Annotated in this window: 15 protein-coding genes; 9 read left to right on the forward strand and 6 right to left on the reverse strand. The window is 64.8% G+C overall.

Annotated elements, in window-relative coordinates; translation table 11 throughout:
* Positions 1–92 precede the first annotated feature (92 nt).
* The gene (locus OO015_RS09755; RefSeq protein WP_265941071.1) at positions 93–1,544 is read right to left on the reverse strand and encodes a sensor histidine kinase; all 1,452 of its coding nucleotides are present in this window, start codon (positions 1,542–1,544) and stop codon (positions 93–95) included.
* 3 nt (positions 1,545–1,547) lie between these two features.
* Positions 1,548–2,225 (reverse strand): response regulator transcription factor, encoded by a 678-nt coding sequence (locus OO015_RS09760; RefSeq protein WP_323053863.1) that lies wholly within the window; start codon positions 2,223–2,225, stop codon positions 1,548–1,550.
* A 163-nt stretch (positions 2,226–2,388) separates the two neighbouring features.
* Here OO015_RS09760 and OO015_RS09765 point away from each other — a divergent pair, with 163 nt between their 5' ends.
* From OO015_RS09765 to OO015_RS09780, 4 genes are all read left to right on the forward strand, one after another.
* Positions 2,389–3,156: a YceI family protein gene (locus tag OO015_RS09765; RefSeq protein WP_265941072.1), complete on the forward strand. Its 768-nt coding sequence runs from the start codon at positions 2,389–2,391 to the stop codon at positions 3,154–3,156.
* Between the two features lie 149 nt (positions 3,157–3,305).
* On the forward strand, positions 3,306–4,259 hold the full coding sequence (locus tag OO015_RS09770) for an alpha/beta hydrolase family protein (protein ID WP_265941073.1): 954 nt from the start codon (positions 3,306–3,308) through the stop codon (positions 4,257–4,259).
* 47 nt (positions 4,260–4,306) lie between these two features.
* Positions 4,307–4,969, forward strand: a complete 663-nt coding sequence (locus tag OO015_RS09775) for an RNA polymerase sigma factor (RefSeq protein ID WP_265941074.1) — start codon at positions 4,307–4,309, stop codon at positions 4,967–4,969.
* A complete protein-coding gene (locus OO015_RS09780; protein ID WP_265941075.1) occupies positions 4,962–5,720 on the forward strand; it encodes an anti-sigma factor in 759 nt (252 codons plus the stop codon). The genes OO015_RS09775 and OO015_RS09780 overlap by 8 nt, the downstream gene beginning before the upstream one ends.
* Here OO015_RS09780 and OO015_RS09785 read toward each other — a convergent pair.
* Complete coding sequence (locus OO015_RS09785) at positions 5,717–6,820, reverse strand: aminopeptidase (protein ID WP_265941076.1); 1,104 nt, start codon at positions 6,818–6,820, stop codon at positions 5,717–5,719. The genes OO015_RS09780 and OO015_RS09785 overlap by 4 nt on opposite strands.
* Positions 6,821–6,992: 172 nt before the next feature.
* On the opposite strand from OO015_RS09785, the gene OO015_RS09790 reads away from it, so the two are divergent.
* The 4 genes from OO015_RS09790 (at position 6,993) to OO015_RS09805 (ending at position 10,911) form a co-directional block, all read left to right on the forward strand.
* On the forward strand, positions 6,993–8,630 hold the full coding sequence (locus OO015_RS09790) for a pilus assembly protein TadG-related protein (RefSeq protein WP_265941077.1): 1,638 nt from the start codon (positions 6,993–6,995) through the stop codon (positions 8,628–8,630).
* A 111-nt stretch (positions 8,631–8,741) separates the two neighbouring features.
* Positions 8,742–9,167 (forward strand): TadE/TadG family type IV pilus assembly protein, encoded by a 426-nt coding sequence (locus OO015_RS09795; RefSeq protein ID WP_265941078.1) that lies wholly within the window; start codon positions 8,742–8,744, stop codon positions 9,165–9,167.
* A complete protein-coding gene (locus OO015_RS09800; protein WP_265941079.1) occupies positions 9,164–9,577 on the forward strand; it encodes a TadE/TadG family type IV pilus assembly protein in 414 nt (137 codons plus the stop codon). The genes OO015_RS09795 and OO015_RS09800 overlap by 4 nt, the downstream gene beginning before the upstream one ends.
* 11 nt (positions 9,578–9,588) lie before the next feature.
* Positions 9,589–10,911, forward strand: coding sequence for a pilus assembly protein TadG-related protein (locus OO015_RS09805; protein WP_265941080.1), 1,323 nt, complete (start codon positions 9,589–9,591; stop codon positions 10,909–10,911).
* 168 nt (positions 10,912–11,079) lie between these two features.
* Here the strand turns inward: OO015_RS09805 and OO015_RS09810 are convergent, their stop codons facing one another.
* Together OO015_RS09810 and OO015_RS09815 are read right to left on the reverse strand one after the other, a co-directional pair.
* Positions 11,080–11,403, reverse strand: coding sequence for a GYD domain-containing protein (locus tag OO015_RS09810; protein ID WP_265941081.1), 324 nt, complete (start codon positions 11,401–11,403; stop codon positions 11,080–11,082).
* 35 nt (positions 11,404–11,438) lie between these two features.
* A complete protein-coding gene (locus tag OO015_RS09815; protein WP_265941082.1) occupies positions 11,439–11,990 on the reverse strand; it encodes an O-methyltransferase in 552 nt (183 codons plus the stop codon).
* Positions 11,991–12,157: 167 nt separating this feature from the next.
* On the opposite strand from OO015_RS09815, the gene OO015_RS09820 reads away from it, so the two are divergent.
* On the forward strand, positions 12,158–13,513 hold the full coding sequence (locus tag OO015_RS09820; protein WP_265941083.1) for an MFS transporter: 1,356 nt from the start codon (positions 12,158–12,160) through the stop codon (positions 13,511–13,513).
* Here the strand turns inward: OO015_RS09820 and OO015_RS09825 are convergent.
* A complete protein-coding gene (locus tag OO015_RS09825; protein ID WP_265941084.1) occupies positions 13,510–14,616 on the reverse strand; it encodes a quinone-dependent dihydroorotate dehydrogenase in 1,107 nt (368 codons plus the stop codon). The two genes, OO015_RS09820 and OO015_RS09825, sit on opposite strands and share 4 nt — an antisense overlap.
* Positions 14,617–14,644 lie beyond the last annotated feature (28 nt).

Below are 14,644 nucleotides of genomic sequence, written 5' to 3' on the forward strand. Positions count from 1 at the left end.
GCGTCGCTACCCGTCTCCTTCCAGGCTAGCGTACCGGGGTGAAAATGAGGCAAGACGAAGCTGAGAATTTCATGAGAATGCGGACCCGAGCGTTACGGCAGAGTCCGGTGAGCTGCCACGAGCCGGTGTGCGTCCCCTCGCTCGCCGTCACCCACGCTCGTTTCCAGCGGCAGCAGGACCGTGAAGGTGCTCCCTTCGCCGGGCTTGCTCGCCACGCGGATCTCGCCACGCATCGCCTCGACCAGCGACTTGGCGATCGCCAGACCCAGACCTGTCCCATCGCCGCGCCGCGCGGCATCGCCACGGAAGAACCGATCGAAAATGTGCGGCAGGATCGCCGGGTCGATACCGACACCAGTATCGCGCACCACGATACCGGCACACCCGTTCTCGACCACTACCTGTGCTTCGACCGTTCCGTCTTCCGGCGTGTACTTGAGCGCGTTGTCGAGCAGGATGAGCAGGACCTGCCGCAAGAGGTCGCGGTCGGCCAGCACCACCGCGTCGCGCGTTCCCAGCGCTCGGACGATCGGTCGCGGACGCAGCAACTGCGCCTGTCGCACCGCGTCCTCGAGGAGCGGGCCGAGCTGGACCGGTTCCCAGCGCGGCCGCAAGCCCGCATCGGCACGGGCGAGCGTGAGGAGCTCCCGCACGAGCCGGATCATCCGGTCGATCTCGACCGTCACGTCCTGCAGGATCGCTCGCTGTTCCTCTGGGGGAAGCGGCGGCTCGCGCTGCAGCAGTTCGACGTTCCCCCGTAGTGTGGTGAGCGGCGTCCGTAGCTCGTGCGACGCATCCGCCACGAACCGTCGCTGGGCGACGAGCGCGTGCTCGACCTGCTGATAGGCTGCCTGTAACTCGGTCAACATCTCGTTCAATGTCGTCACCAGTGCTCCGATCTCGTCATTCGGCCCCTCGTACTCGACGCGACGGCTGAAATCCCGTGCCTGGCCGATTTCTCGGGCAGTCTGCGTGATCCGGTTGATCGGCCGGAGGCTCGCTCCCGCCAACACCCATCCGACGAAGAACGCCGTGATCGTCGAGACGATCGTCCCTACGACGAGGTACTGGCGGAGTGTCGTCAGTGTTCGGTCGAGGTCAGCCAGCGAGCGTGCGACCTGCAGGATCCCGACCGTCTGCCCGTTCGCGACGACCGTTCGGCTGTAGATCAACAGCCGCCCGTTGTCCGTTCGGACGATCTCGAGCCAGCCGTTCGCTTGCCCACTGGTCAGCGCAGCCAGCCCCTTGTCGCTCAAGGGCAACTCGTAACTCCCGAGATTGATCGAGCGCGAGACGATCTGTCCCGAAAGATCCCGCGTCTGGACGAAGGTCTGCGGGATCGCTACTTTGCCCTGTGGAGTGCGGATGACCGTCAACCGGAACTCGCCCTGCGTCAGGATCTGCGCCGCTTCCTCCGCCAGTGCTTGCTCCTGCCAGTGCAGCGTGAACCGGCCGACCAGGACGTACAGCACCACACTGAAGACGACCAGGGTGCAGGCGAGTATCCCGCTGTACAGCAGCGTCAGGCGCAGCCGGATCGACATCGCTCACGGCTCCCGCAGCACGTAGCCGACTCCGCGCACGGTGTGAATGAGCCGCGGCTCGCCACCTGCTTCCAGCTTCTGCCGTAAATAGCCGATGTACACATCGAGGACGCTGTCATAGCCATCGAAGTCGTGTCCCCACACTGCCAGCAGGATCTGACTCCGCGTCAAGACCCGGCGTGGGTGACGCATGAAGTAGTAGAGCAAGTCGAACTCGCGCGGGCTCAGCCGGAACTGGCGATCGCCACGCCGCGTCTCCCGTGTCACCGGATCGAGCACCAGATCGGCGAACACCAGCGGTTTTTCGTCGTTCGCAGGCTCGATCCGCCGCAGCAGCGCCCGGATACGCGCCAGGAGTTCAGCCGGCGCGAACGGCTTCACCAGGTAGTCGTCCGCCCCACTGTCCAATCCGAGTACCCGATCCTCGACCGCATCACGGGCAGTCAGCATCAGGATCGGTGTGCCATCGCCAGCTGCCCGCAAGCGCTGCACAACTGCCAGCCCGTCGAGTCCCGGCAAAAGCCAGTCCAGCACCACGACGTCGGGTCGCCGCTCGGCGACCAACCGTAGCGCTTCGTCACCGGACTGTGCGACACTCACTGTGAACCCCTCGTACGAGAGCGTCCGCCGCAACATTTCGACCAGTCGCGTATCGTCATCGACGACGAGGACGTGCGCCATGATGCCCGTTCCCGTTCCAGGCCTCCGCCCGTTTCTCGCCAGGCATCCTACCACGTCATTCTGTCCACCCAAGTGACTCTCAGCGAACTCTTACCCACCTCTTGCCCGCTTCTCAGTCTGGCCGGTTACGCTCGGTAGCGGGCGAACGGGAAGGGGCTCGATCATGGTGGTTCGGCTGGCAACGACCGTGACCCTGTTGCTTCTGACGACGCTCCTGCCGGCGGCGTGCGGAAACACCCCGGACGCGACACCAACGCCGACGCGCCCTGCTGTGGCACCGACGGCGACAGCGGCAGCGCTCACGTCACCGACAGCAACCGACGTACCGACCGCGACCACCGTTTCGTCATCCACCGTGACGACCACATCAGCGAGCCAACCAGTTGCCGGAACGGTGACGTTCCGGATCGTGCCAGACCAGAGCGAGGCCCGCTACCGCGCTCGTGAGCAGCTGCTCGGACGCTCGTTGCCGAACGATGCCGTCGGCCGGACGAATGCCGTCGCGGGACAGGTCGTGTTCGCTGCCGACGGGACGATCGACAGTCAGCAGTCGCGGGTCACTGTCGACCTCACGACCTTGCAGAGCGACGAGGCGCGGCGCGACAACTACATCAAGCGGAACACGCTCGAGGTCGACCAGTTTCCCACCGCAGAGTTCCAGCCGACGGCGGTCAGCGGGCTCCCCTGGCCATTGCCGACCAGCGGGCAACTCCAGTTCCAGCTGGAGGGGAATTTGACCGTGCACGGTGTGACCAAGCCGGTCACCTGGCACGTCGAGGCAGCGGTGGACGGGAATCGGATCACCGGAACCGCGACGACCCAGGTGACCTTCGAGGACTTCGGCATGACACCGCCGCGGGTTCCGGTCGTCTTGAGCCTGGAGGATACCATCACGCTCGAACTCGACTTTACGGTCGAACGGGTGCCATGATCCGACGGGCAGGACGTATCACCCGGCGCAGCTTCCTGTCCGCAACACTCGGCCTTGCGGCAGCCTGCCGCAGCCGGGCCAGTCCAACGCAAACTCCCAGCCTGCCCTCTCCCACCTCCTCTCTCGGGCCGGGGCCGAAGGTGACCACCGTGCCCCGGCCCACTTCTGTTCCTCCGACTCCCTCGCCGACCCCGTTTCCGACCGCGACCGCCACCCCGACACCTGCGCCGACCCCCACCCCGCATCCCCTCGCGGCATACACGATCGAAGGGCTGCGCGCCCGCCCCTACCCTGGCGGCCAGATCGAGATCGTCCGTACGGTCGCCGAAACCGATGCGTACACCTACCACCACATCCAGTATCCGAGCGATGGTCTCCGCATCACCGGCGGACTCCACCTCCCGCACGGTGACGGGCCGTTCCCCGTCGTCGTCCTCTGCCACGGGTATATCCCACCCGATCAGTACTGGACAGGAGCTGACACGATCCAGGCCGCCGACGCACTCGCTCGTCGGGGCTTTCTCTGCGTCGCACCCGATTTTCGTGGCTGGGGTGGCTCCGATCCTGGCCCCAACTACTTTCGTACGGGCATCGTCATCGATACGCTCAATCTCGTCAGTTCCCTGCCGTCCCTTCCCCAAGCTGATGCCGCTCGCGTCGGTCTCTGGGGGCACAGCATGGGCGGAGGGCTGGTTGCCAAGGCCATCTGTATCGACGATCGCATCCGGGCCGCCGTGTTGTACGCACCGGTCAGTGGCTGGGATCTCGACAATATCCGCAAGTGGGGTGATGGTGCGCGTCCCGACGATCCGCTCGGCGCGCTCTACACCGAGGCTGCCCAGAACGAACAGTTCCTGCGCGCGACCTCACCACTCTTTCACTTCCATTTCGTTGCCTGTCCGGTGCAGATCCACATCGGCACTGCCGATACGGTCACCCCTCCGGAATGGTCGCGCACGATCCGCGACAGCCTGCAGCTCGCCGGCAAGGAAGTCGAGTACTTCGAGTACCCCGGTGAGGGTCATGCCTTCTCGCCACCAGCCTGGCGCATCTTCATCGAGCGCATCACCGCCTTCTACGACCGTACCCTGCGCGCCTCCTGAGCGAGCAGCGCGCTATACTCCCAGCGTCAGCAGGGGAGTGGTACTGGATGCATCTGAGTCAGCCGTACCGCCGTATATTGCAGTGGAGCGGCCTCGCTCGCCGAGCACGAGAAACCACGACGGAACTGGAACGAGCGAGTGATGAGCTCCTCGTCCAGCGTGTCGTAGAAGGAGATATCCGCGCCTTCGAACTGCTCTACGATCGCTATGCTCGGCCGGTCTTCTCCCTCGCCTTCCGGATGCTCGGCGACCCTGGCGAGGCAGAGGAGTTGCTGCAGGAAACGTTCGTGCGGCTCTGGCAGCAAGCCGCTCGCTACGACGCGCACCGTGGGTCTTTCGGGAGTTGGCTCATGAGCATTGCCCATAATCTGGCTGTCGACGCCCTCCGACAGCGGAGCCGCCGTCCTCAGCGCGCCGACTTCGTCGATTTGGCTACGTTTCCGTTCCACGACATCGACGAACGTGCGACCGCCCTGGAAGCCGCCGAGGTGAGCGAGCTCCGTGATCGTGTGCGTCGCGCCCTCGCCCAACTCCCGGAGCCGCAGCGACAAGTAATCGAACTCGCCTATTTCGGCGGACTCACCCACAGCGAGATCGCCACCGTGCTCGGCGAGCCGATCGGAACGATCAAGACACGGCTCCGGCTCGCGATGCAGAAGCTGCAAGTCTTGCTACGCGATCATCCCAACGGGGCTCTCGGCGATGGTTGAAGTGGACGCTCCTCGAACTGGCTGTCCAGAAGACCTCATCGGCGCGTACGCGCTCGGTGCGCTCGATCCTGAAGACCTCGAGGTCATCGAGCGTCACTTGGCCCTATGCGAGCGCTGCCGCCAGGCGATCGCTGACGCTCGCCGCACTGCCCAATTGCTCGCGTTCTCGGCACCGCCGCAACCGGTGCCGGCCCATGCCAGGCGCCAGCTCCTCGCCCGAATCCGTGCGTACCCTATCACCGCCGGTGTCCGCTTTTGGCTCCGGCGCCCGGCCTGGACACTGGCAGTCGCCGCTAGCCTTCTCACCCTCCTGTTCGGCTGGCAGGTGATCCAGCAGCGCCAGGAGGCCCATCGGCAAGCCCACCAGGCAGTCGAAGCTGATGCCCAGCGCCGGGCTGTCGTCCAGCTGATCGCCCAGCGCGACGGCTTGCTGATCCGCCTCCAGGGCACCGGCACCGCACGCGACGCCCACGGAGCCATCATCCTCGATCCGTCGAGCAATACGGCGCTCATCGCGGTCGAAGGACTACCCCGCCCAGCCACCGGCCAGGCCTACGTTGTCTGGCTCGTCCGCGGCGACCAGTTCCACCAGGCGGGCATCCTCCCGGTCGACGAGCGTGGGCATGCCGAACTCTTCCTCTCGCCGCGCGAGTCGCTGCGCACGTTCGACGCGATGGCGATCACCCTCGAGAACGGCCCGCAGGTCTCGGCACCGAACGGCCAGCCAGTCGCGCTGGCGACGCTCGACTAGATCAGAATCTCCCCGTCCTTCATGAACAGCTGGCCGTCGATCCACACCTCGCTCTGCTGCCGGAGATCGCAGATCATGTCCCAGTGTACTGCCGATCGGTTCTGGCTTCCCGTTTCCGGGTAGCCGGCGCCGATCGCCAGGTGCACTGTTCCACCGATCTTCTCGTCGAACAGGATGTTGCCGGTGAACCGCGTGATCGCCCGGTTCAACCCAAAAGCGAACTCACCGACGTACCGGGCACCCTCGTCCGTTTCGAGCATCGCGTGCAAGAATGCTTCGTTCCGTGCTGCCGTCGCCTTGACGACCCGCCCACCTTCGAACCAGAGGCGGATCTCCTCGACCCGGCGTCCTTGCACCATCGAGGGATAGCTGAAGCGGATCGTCCCTTCGATCGAGTCCTCGACCGGCCCGGTGAAAATTTCGCCGTCCGGGAAATTCCGCCGCCCGTCGGCATTCACGAAGCGCCGACCGGCGATGGAGAGCCGCAAGTCAGTGTCCGGTGCCCGGATATGCACTTCTCGCTTGTCTGCCAGCCAGGCAATAAGCCGTGCCTGCTCGCGCGACTGCTCCTGCCACACAGTGACCGGATCGTCGCGATCGAGAAAGCCAGCTTTGAGGACGAATTCCTCGTACTCAGTGAGCGACATCTCGGCGTCCTGCGCGTACGCCTCTGTCGGATAGAGCGTCACGCACCAATTCAGCTTTCCCTCGGCCGCGCGTTGCAAGTACGTCTGCCGCAGCTCCGTCCGTGCCCGCTGGGCAAGCTGTTGCCGGGTCGGGTCGATGCCGGTCAGTGCTCGCGTATTGCTCTCGCTCAGGATGCGCAGCAACGCATCGGCCTGCTCCGGGCCGATTCGCTCGTCGGGTGTGACGAAAGCCAGCTGCCGCTCGTTCGCTGTCTTGTAGAAGATTTCGGCTAATCCCGGGAGCGCTACCTGGACCACCGGATACGCCCCCCTCTCCACGACCAGCCGGTACACCTCGCGAATGAGCGGCGCAGCCAGCGGTGTGCCGTTGATGACGACCAGTTGTTCCGGTTGGACCGCCAATGAATAGTCGACGAGTACTCGTGCCCACTTCGTGATCCGTGGATCGGTCATCTCTCGCCTCCTTCGTGTTCCCCGCCGCATCCTACTACGGAGCCGCGCAGCAAGGCAGCGACCTGGGACCAGCCTCTGACAGCCGAATCGGTACCTCTTGCTCTATCCGAGGCGGTCGTCTCTTCCGTATTGCGAGGACGGAACGATCCGGCCTCGAGCTGGGGACTGGCGCATGCTGGCGATCCGATTCCGACGGCGTCCTGATCAGCGAGCTGCGTTGCGCGGGCAGGTGCTCGTCCTGTTGGCACTGCTCCTCGTCGCATTGCTCGGTTTCAGCGCCCTCGCGGTCGATGTCGCCTTCGCCTACGCGGAGCGACGTCTCCTCCAGAACATGGTCGACGCGGCAGCGCTGGCTGGTGCGCGCGCTCTCTACGATGGACAGTCAGCGAGCCAGGCCACCGCCGCAGCTCAGGCAGCGTTTCAACAGAACCTCACTGCGAACCACGATCCCGGTGAAGGACTGACCGTCACGCAGCTCGACGTCCAGATCGACCAGACCAACCGAGTCGTCCGCGTCACCGCAACTGCCGACGTTGAACGCTTCTTCCTCGGCGCTTTCTACGGCGGACCGTGGCGCACCACCGCGCAAGCCGCTGCCCAGGTCGGCCGACAACCAGCCGATTACGCCTTTCTCGCGTTGGAGCATGACAACCCGAGCGCAGTGAACCTCATCGGGAACGTGAACGTGCGTGTCGTCGGAGGGAGCGCCATGTCCAACGGCGGCATGCGCTGCGTCGGCAACGGTACCTTCCGAGCGGACGGCACGGTCGATGCGGCACTGTCCTTCTCCCAAACGGGCAACTGCCAGTTCCAAGCCGGTCAGGGCGTACGCAGCGGCTTGAGTCCTGTCGACGATCCGCTCGCGACAATGCCAGAGCCACCGACCCCAGCGTTTCCGAGCATGCCGGGCGGCAGCGCCGCCCAGTGCACCTCGAACGGCACCAGCTTGACTTGCCCACCTGGCGGCTATAGCACCAGCATCAGTTACAGCGGCAACGGATCGCTCGTATTCACTGGCGGATCCTATCAGTTCGACAATGCAGTCTCTTTCTCAGGAAACGGTACGGTCTCGCTCGGGCCCGGGTTCTACTATTTCCGCCGGGGCTTCACAGTCAGCGGCAACGCCACCATCGCGATGGCGCCAGGCACTTTTGTTTTCGACGGTTCGAGCTTCTCGATCGGTCGCAATGCGCGCCTTCTCCTCCAGGGACAACCGACTAGCTGTTCTGGCGTCGGTCAGGAGTTCCGGCTGTTCGTCCGCAACGGCTCCTTCGCTGTCCAGGGTAACTTCGGATTACAGAATGTCCTTCCTTGCGACGTTCTCGTCTACCTCGACAACTCCGACTTCGCCCTCACTGGAAACACCGACTCCATCTTACCGCCCGGCCTCTATTACTTCGATGGGGGAACATTCCGTTTGCAGGGTAATCAGACTATCACGGGCCAGGATGTTCTCTTCTACTTCGGCCCTGGTTCTTCCTTCGACGTCGTCGGGAACACCCGCTACGTGCTCAGTGGCGTCACGGACCCGGCGAAACTTCCCTACCCAGGCATGCATCCGGGTCTCGTTCTCTTCCAGGCGCGCGGCAACACGTCGACACTCCGCATGGTCGGCATAAGTGGCGCGCAGGTCAACGGCATCCTGTATCTGCCTGACGGTACGCTCGACCTGCGCGGTAATGTCTCGGGGACATGGGCAAGAGGTCAGATCATCGTCTATCGGTTCACCACCAACGGCAACACCGACATTCGCGTCGAGTACGTCGAGCACGTGACCGTTACCCGCCCAACTGTCTGGCTGGTCCAGTAGGCCCTCGTGTCTCAACCTCACCGCAACGATTCGGTACGATCGGCTCTACCGAGTTGCCTCGCTTGTCGCCGATCATCCTGCTGCGCACGGCACGGTCGGAGGCGCACCGCGATGCTCGGCAGAACCGTCCAGCGACGACCGGGACAATCCTTGGTCGAGTTCACGCTCGGCCTGCTGGTGCTGCTTCTCGTTCTAGCCGCCGTCGTGGACTATGGGCGCCTGCTCTATGCCAGCATCGTGCTCACCAACGTGGCCCGTGAAGGTGCCCACTATGGCTCCATCGCACCCACCGACGCGAGCGGCATCCGCCAGGCAGCACTCGATGAATACCAGGCAACGGGCCTCCCACTGTTGTTCGGACAGCAGCCAGTCATCAACTCCAGCATCTCCTACGCGAACGGCAAACCCGTATCGGTACAGGTGACGGCTCGCCTAACGATGCGGACTCTGCTTCCGGTACCGCTCCCACTCACCGGTGACCGTCTCAACGGGCAGTTAGCGATTCAACGCACGGCCGAGATGCAAGTCCTGCCATGATCGGACGTCGCGCCCGCACTGGTCAAAATCTCGTCGAGTTCGCGCTCGTTGCGCCGTTGCTCTTTCTCTTCGTCTTCGGCGTCGTGGAATTCGGCTGGGCTTTCTACGTGCACAGCGAACTGACCAACGCTGCCCGCGAAGGCGCGCGCTACGCTGCGGTGCACGGCGATCTCTGCGCCGAGCACCCGCCCTGCCAGCGCGCGACCAGCGAGAGTGTCCGGGCGTACATCCTCGACCGTCTTTCAGTCCCCGAGGCCGATCGTATCGCAGTCATGCTCCAGGGCTCGCTCGCGCCTGGCGAGCGCGTCACGATCCAGGTCAGCTACCCTTTCCGTCCCTTGGTCGGTTTCGTCCTGCCGGTCGGTGGGTTCACCATGCGCACGAGCAGCTCGATGATCGTCCATTACTGAGGAGGGCATCGATGCGCCGGACGCTCCCTGCACAGGCACTGCCACTGCTGGCGCTTCTCCTACTCTCGCTGCTCGCTTTCGCCGCACTCGGTACCGACGCTGCCTGGCTCTACAGCCAGCGCCGTCTCACCCAGAACGCTGCCGACGCTGCCGCGCTGGCCGGTGCTCGCGAACTGCTCAAGCGGACGGCGAGCGATACCCAGGTGATCCAGGCAGCCACCAGCTACGCGATGCGCAACGGCTATACCGATCCGGTTCCGGGCGATGCCGTGACCATCCTCCGGCCCGATACCGTCCGGGTACGCCTCGAGCGAGAAGTCCCGCTCTTCTTCCTGCCTGTCCTCGGCACCGATACACTCCGCTTGGGTGCACGCGCGACAGCCCGCGTCACGCAAGCTCCGGGTGAGTACGCGCTCCTCGCCCTCGAAGACTTGATCACCGATCCCGGAATCTACGCCAACGGTACCACCGACATCATCGTCCGCGGGCGTGGGCCAAGCGGTCGCGGCGCGAGCGTCCGTTCCAACGCCGCCATTGACACTCGAGGGACGGTAACCTTCATCGTCGATGGTTGTATCGACGCTGCAGGCACGATCAACGAAAATGGAACCTGGCAGTACGACTGCCTCAACGCGGAACTCGGTGACTACGTTCCCGACCCACTCGCTGGCCGCATCAGTCCACCCGCGCTTCGCGATCTCCACTATGAGTACCGGCCGAGCTGCGACGGGTACACCGGTCCCCTCACCTGCCGCCCCCTCCCTACTTGTCAGGAGACGGTGACGCTCCGACCAGGGCTCTACCGTGGACTCCAGCTGCCCCGGGATCTGCCTCGACCGAATGGCAGCGGCCCCTGTACACAAGCGCAGACCATAAAGTTCGTCACTGAGCCCGGTGTCCCGCCGGTCGCCTACCTCGAGAACACGGAACTCGCTCTCGGGAATACGAACTCACGGCTCGAGTCGCACGGCGTCTTGCTCTACGTCACCGGGAGCCAGGGACTGCTCGACCCGAAGAACGGCGAATTGCATCTCGAAGCACCCAGTTCCGCACCGTACCCCGCAGGGGTCGCTGGGATGGCAGTCTGGCTCGCCAACTGTTCTACCTTCGACAGCCAGGGCAACGGCGAATTCGACATCGGTGGACTCTTCTACGCCCCCTGCTCCCGAGTGACGATGCACGGCAATCCTCACGGCACCGCCGTCGACGGCCAGGTCATCGTGAAGGACCTCATCGTGCGCGGCACGTCCGACTTCATCGTGAACTACCGGAAGATCACGGACACGTATCGCAACGTCATCGTGCTCGTGCCCAACGCGCCCAATACCGAGTGATCGCCGACCAACACCACACTCGGCAGACCGGCACTCGTGCCTCGCGTACTTTCCTCGATCGTCACCGACCGGGCGATCGGTTCCCCAGCACCGACAATCCCCTCGGCCACTTCGCCCGACCCAGCGACAGGTGATCGGTCAGCAGTCTCTCCTGACACGCTGCCTCGATCAGCCCTCATCGTCGCCGTTCGTTTCGGCAGCGCGACCTTCCTTCAGTCGCGCGATGAAGTCGTCGATCGGGATCGCCGGCATGGTCATCAACTTGACGGTGCCTCGGGCACCCAGCTCGACCGAAACCCGCGCGACGGTCTCGTTGTCCGGTGCCTCGACGATGTTCACGAAGTCGTACGGGCCGAGTACCGCCCATTGATGCAAGACCTTCACGCCGAACCGCTCGATCTCCTTGTTGACCTCCTTGATCCGGTCCGGGTGCTCGTGCAACGTCTCCATCCCGTCGTCGGTCAGCGAACTCAGCATCACGTAGATCGGCATGCCTGCCTCCTTTCATCGCGCCCTATCATCGCGTCCTACAGTGTTGCTCGTTCCCCCGGCCACCAGACAGCGACGAGACATCCCCCGCAGAACGGGACTTCCACCGCCGCGAACCGGTCGTCGTCCTCGACGACGCGACGGAAGGCATCCGTCTCCGGCCGGCGCAGACCCTCGGCCAGCAGCACGCCGCCCCGTCGCAGGCGATGCCGCACCGCCTGCGGGTAGTCGACATAGCCAGCGCGGTCCGCCGCCAGACGGACGAAATCGATGGTTCCGGCGACAGTCCGGATCGTCCGGTGTGCGTCGCCCTGCAGCACCTGGACCCGCTCGGCGAGCCCGAGTGCCTTGAGTTGCACGGTCAGTCGCTCGATCGCTGCCGGCTCGCGTTCCAGCACGATCAGGTGGCCACCAGTCTCAGCGACCGCATCGGCCAACCACAGCGAGACGACACCCGGACCAGCACCCACGTCGAGCACGAGCTCAGCACGGGCCGCGAGTGCGAGCAGTCGGGCCAGCCGTGCGACGGCGAGCCAGTCTCCGCCAGCTTCGCGCGCGAGCCGCTCCAGCTCCGACGTCCGTCCGCTCATCCTGACCACCCGGCTGTCGATCGGAACTCACGCACAGCATACAACAGCTCGGCTTCCGTCGCGAGCTCCCGGCGAGCATCGGTACAGGACGTCCGGCTATCGACCGTTCCGACCACTGACCCGGTATCCTGGAACGCGGGATACGTCGTGAGAGGAGAGATCCCTGGATGCCCACGCTCAGCGAACGCTTGGACGAACTTCCACTGACCCGCGAGCACTGGCGGATCGTCTTCCTGAGCGGGCTCGGTTGGATGTTCGACGCCATGGATGTCGGACTCGTCGCCTTCGTCCTGGTCAGTCTCGGTCGCGACTGGGATCTCAGTCGGACACAGCTCGGTCTCGTCGCGAGCGCGGGATTTCTCGGTATGTTCGTTGGCGCACTCGTGGCCGGTCGCCTCGCTGACCGATACGGTCGGCGTACCGTCTTCCTCGCCAACTTGCTTCTCTACAGCGGCGGTACCCTGCTAGGTGCGCTGGCCTGGAACTATCCAACGCTGCTCGTGTTTCGTTTCCTCACTGGAATCGGCCTCGGCGGAGAGCTTCCGGTTGCCGCCGCCTTGGTAAGCGAGTTCGCACCAGCCCACTCCCGTGGGCGCCTGCTCGTGATCCTCGAAAGCTTCTGGGCCTACGGATGGATCCTGGCTGCCGTCATCGGACTCCTCGTCGTACCGCAACTCCCCGACTGGGGATGGCGCGCGGCATTCGTCATCGGTGCACTCCCAGCCGTGAGTACAGCCTACCTGCGGCGACGGCTCCCGGAATCGCCGCGCTACCTCGACATTACCGGCCGGCACGACGAAGCGCTCGCAGTCCTGCGTACCTTCGAGCGCGCGGCTGGCGTCCCGTTCACAGAGGTAACCTTCTCCCCGTCCCCGCAGCGTCCGTCCCTCTTCGAGCAGTTCCAGGCCATCTGGAGTCGCCGACTCGTCCGACGCACGCTCATGCTCTGGATCCTCTGGTTCGGCATCGTTTTCGCCTACTACGGCGTCTTCACCTGGCTTCCCTCGCTCCTGGTCGAGCGCGGTCTCACGGTCGCCCGGAGCTTTTCCTACGTCCTTGTCACCACACTCGCGCAGATTCCCGGTTACTTCTCGGCTGCCTATCTCGTCGAGCGCCGGGGCCGGAAGCCGACGCTCGCCGTCTACCTCCTGGGCTCGGCCGCGTCAGCCTGGCTTCTCGGCAATGCGGGCACTGCGCCTATCCTCGTCCTCTGGGGGTGCTCGCTCTCGTTCTTCAACCTCGGCGCCTGGGGTGTCATCTATACCTACACACCAGAGCTGTACCCGACCGCGCTCCGCGGCTTCGGTTCCGGAGCAGCGGCGAGTTTCGGTCGCATCGCCGGCATCCTCGCGCCCTACCTCACTCCGTGGCTCCTGACGACAGGCGGCCTCTCACAACCAGTCGTGTTCGCGATCTTCATGGCGGTGTTCGTCCTCATCGCCGCCGACGTCCTGCTCCTCGGTGAGGAAACACGCGGGCGCCCGCTCGAGCATGTGCGACCGGTGACCGCCGAGTCGGATTAAGACCGCGGCAAGCGGCCACGCAGCGCGCCGACCGCATAGAGCCCTCCCTCGTCCAGGGTGCGGAGCAGCTGCCGGAGTACCGCCGCTGGGAATCTCGGGCCACGGTAGACCAGGCCAGTGTAGAGCTGCACGAGGTGCGCTCCCAGCCGGATCCGCTCGACGACGTCTTCGGCCGTCATGACGCCACCGACACTGACCAGCACCAGTCGCTCGTCCGCTCGTTCCGCCGCCCGGGCGAGCAAGTCACGGGCCCGCTTCTGCACTGGCCGGCCACTCAACCCCCCCGGCAGTCCAGCAGCACTGCTCGGACGGAGCGACGGGTCGGTACTCGTATTGCCGACGATGAGACCGCTGGCACCGACCGCGATCAGGACATCGACGACCTCGTCCAGCACCATCGGCTCGAGATCGAGCGCCACCTTGACGAAGATCGGCCGTTGCGGTGCACGGTGCAGCCGGGCGAGCGCGCGATCGACCTCCTTCATGTGCTCGACCAGGTACCCGAGCAGGACCGGGTCCTGCAGGGTCCGCAGCCCTGGTGTGTTCGGCGAGCTGACGTTGATGACGACATAGTCGGCAACATCCCACAGCGCGAGAAACCCCGCCTCGTAGTCGACCGCCGCACGTTCCAAAGGTGTACCGGCATTCTTCCCGAGGTTCACGCCGACCGGACCGGGAAACCGCCGACCGACCAGCCGTTCCCGCACCACAGCCGCACCGGCGCTCGGAAAACCGAGCGCGTTGACAAGTGCTTCCTCGGCGGGAAAACGCCACAGGCGCGGTCGCGGGTTACCGGCTTGCGGGCACGGGGTGACGGTACCGATCTCCACCGAACCGAACCCGAGGGCGAACCAGCCACTGACCGCGATTGCATCCTTGTCGACACCGGCAGCCAACCCGATCGGGTTCGGGAAAGTCAGCCCTGCGACCTCGATCGCGAGACGCGCATCCTGCGGAACGCTGAGCAGGCTCCGGAGCGCCTGTCCGCTGCCGGGTATCCGGCTCACTAGACCGAGTCCAGTCAGGACCGCATGATGCGCTCGTTCCGCTTGGATCCGGAACAACAGCGGCCCAATCACTCGCTCGTACCAGTCCAAGCGCACGCTCCTCCCCCACGCACGCTGTACTCCC

Source organism: Thermomicrobium sp. 4228-Ro (genome assembly GCF_026241205.1).
In the GTDB taxonomy this organism is placed as follows: domain Bacteria; phylum Chloroflexota; class Chloroflexia; order Thermomicrobiales; family Thermomicrobiaceae; genus Thermomicrobium.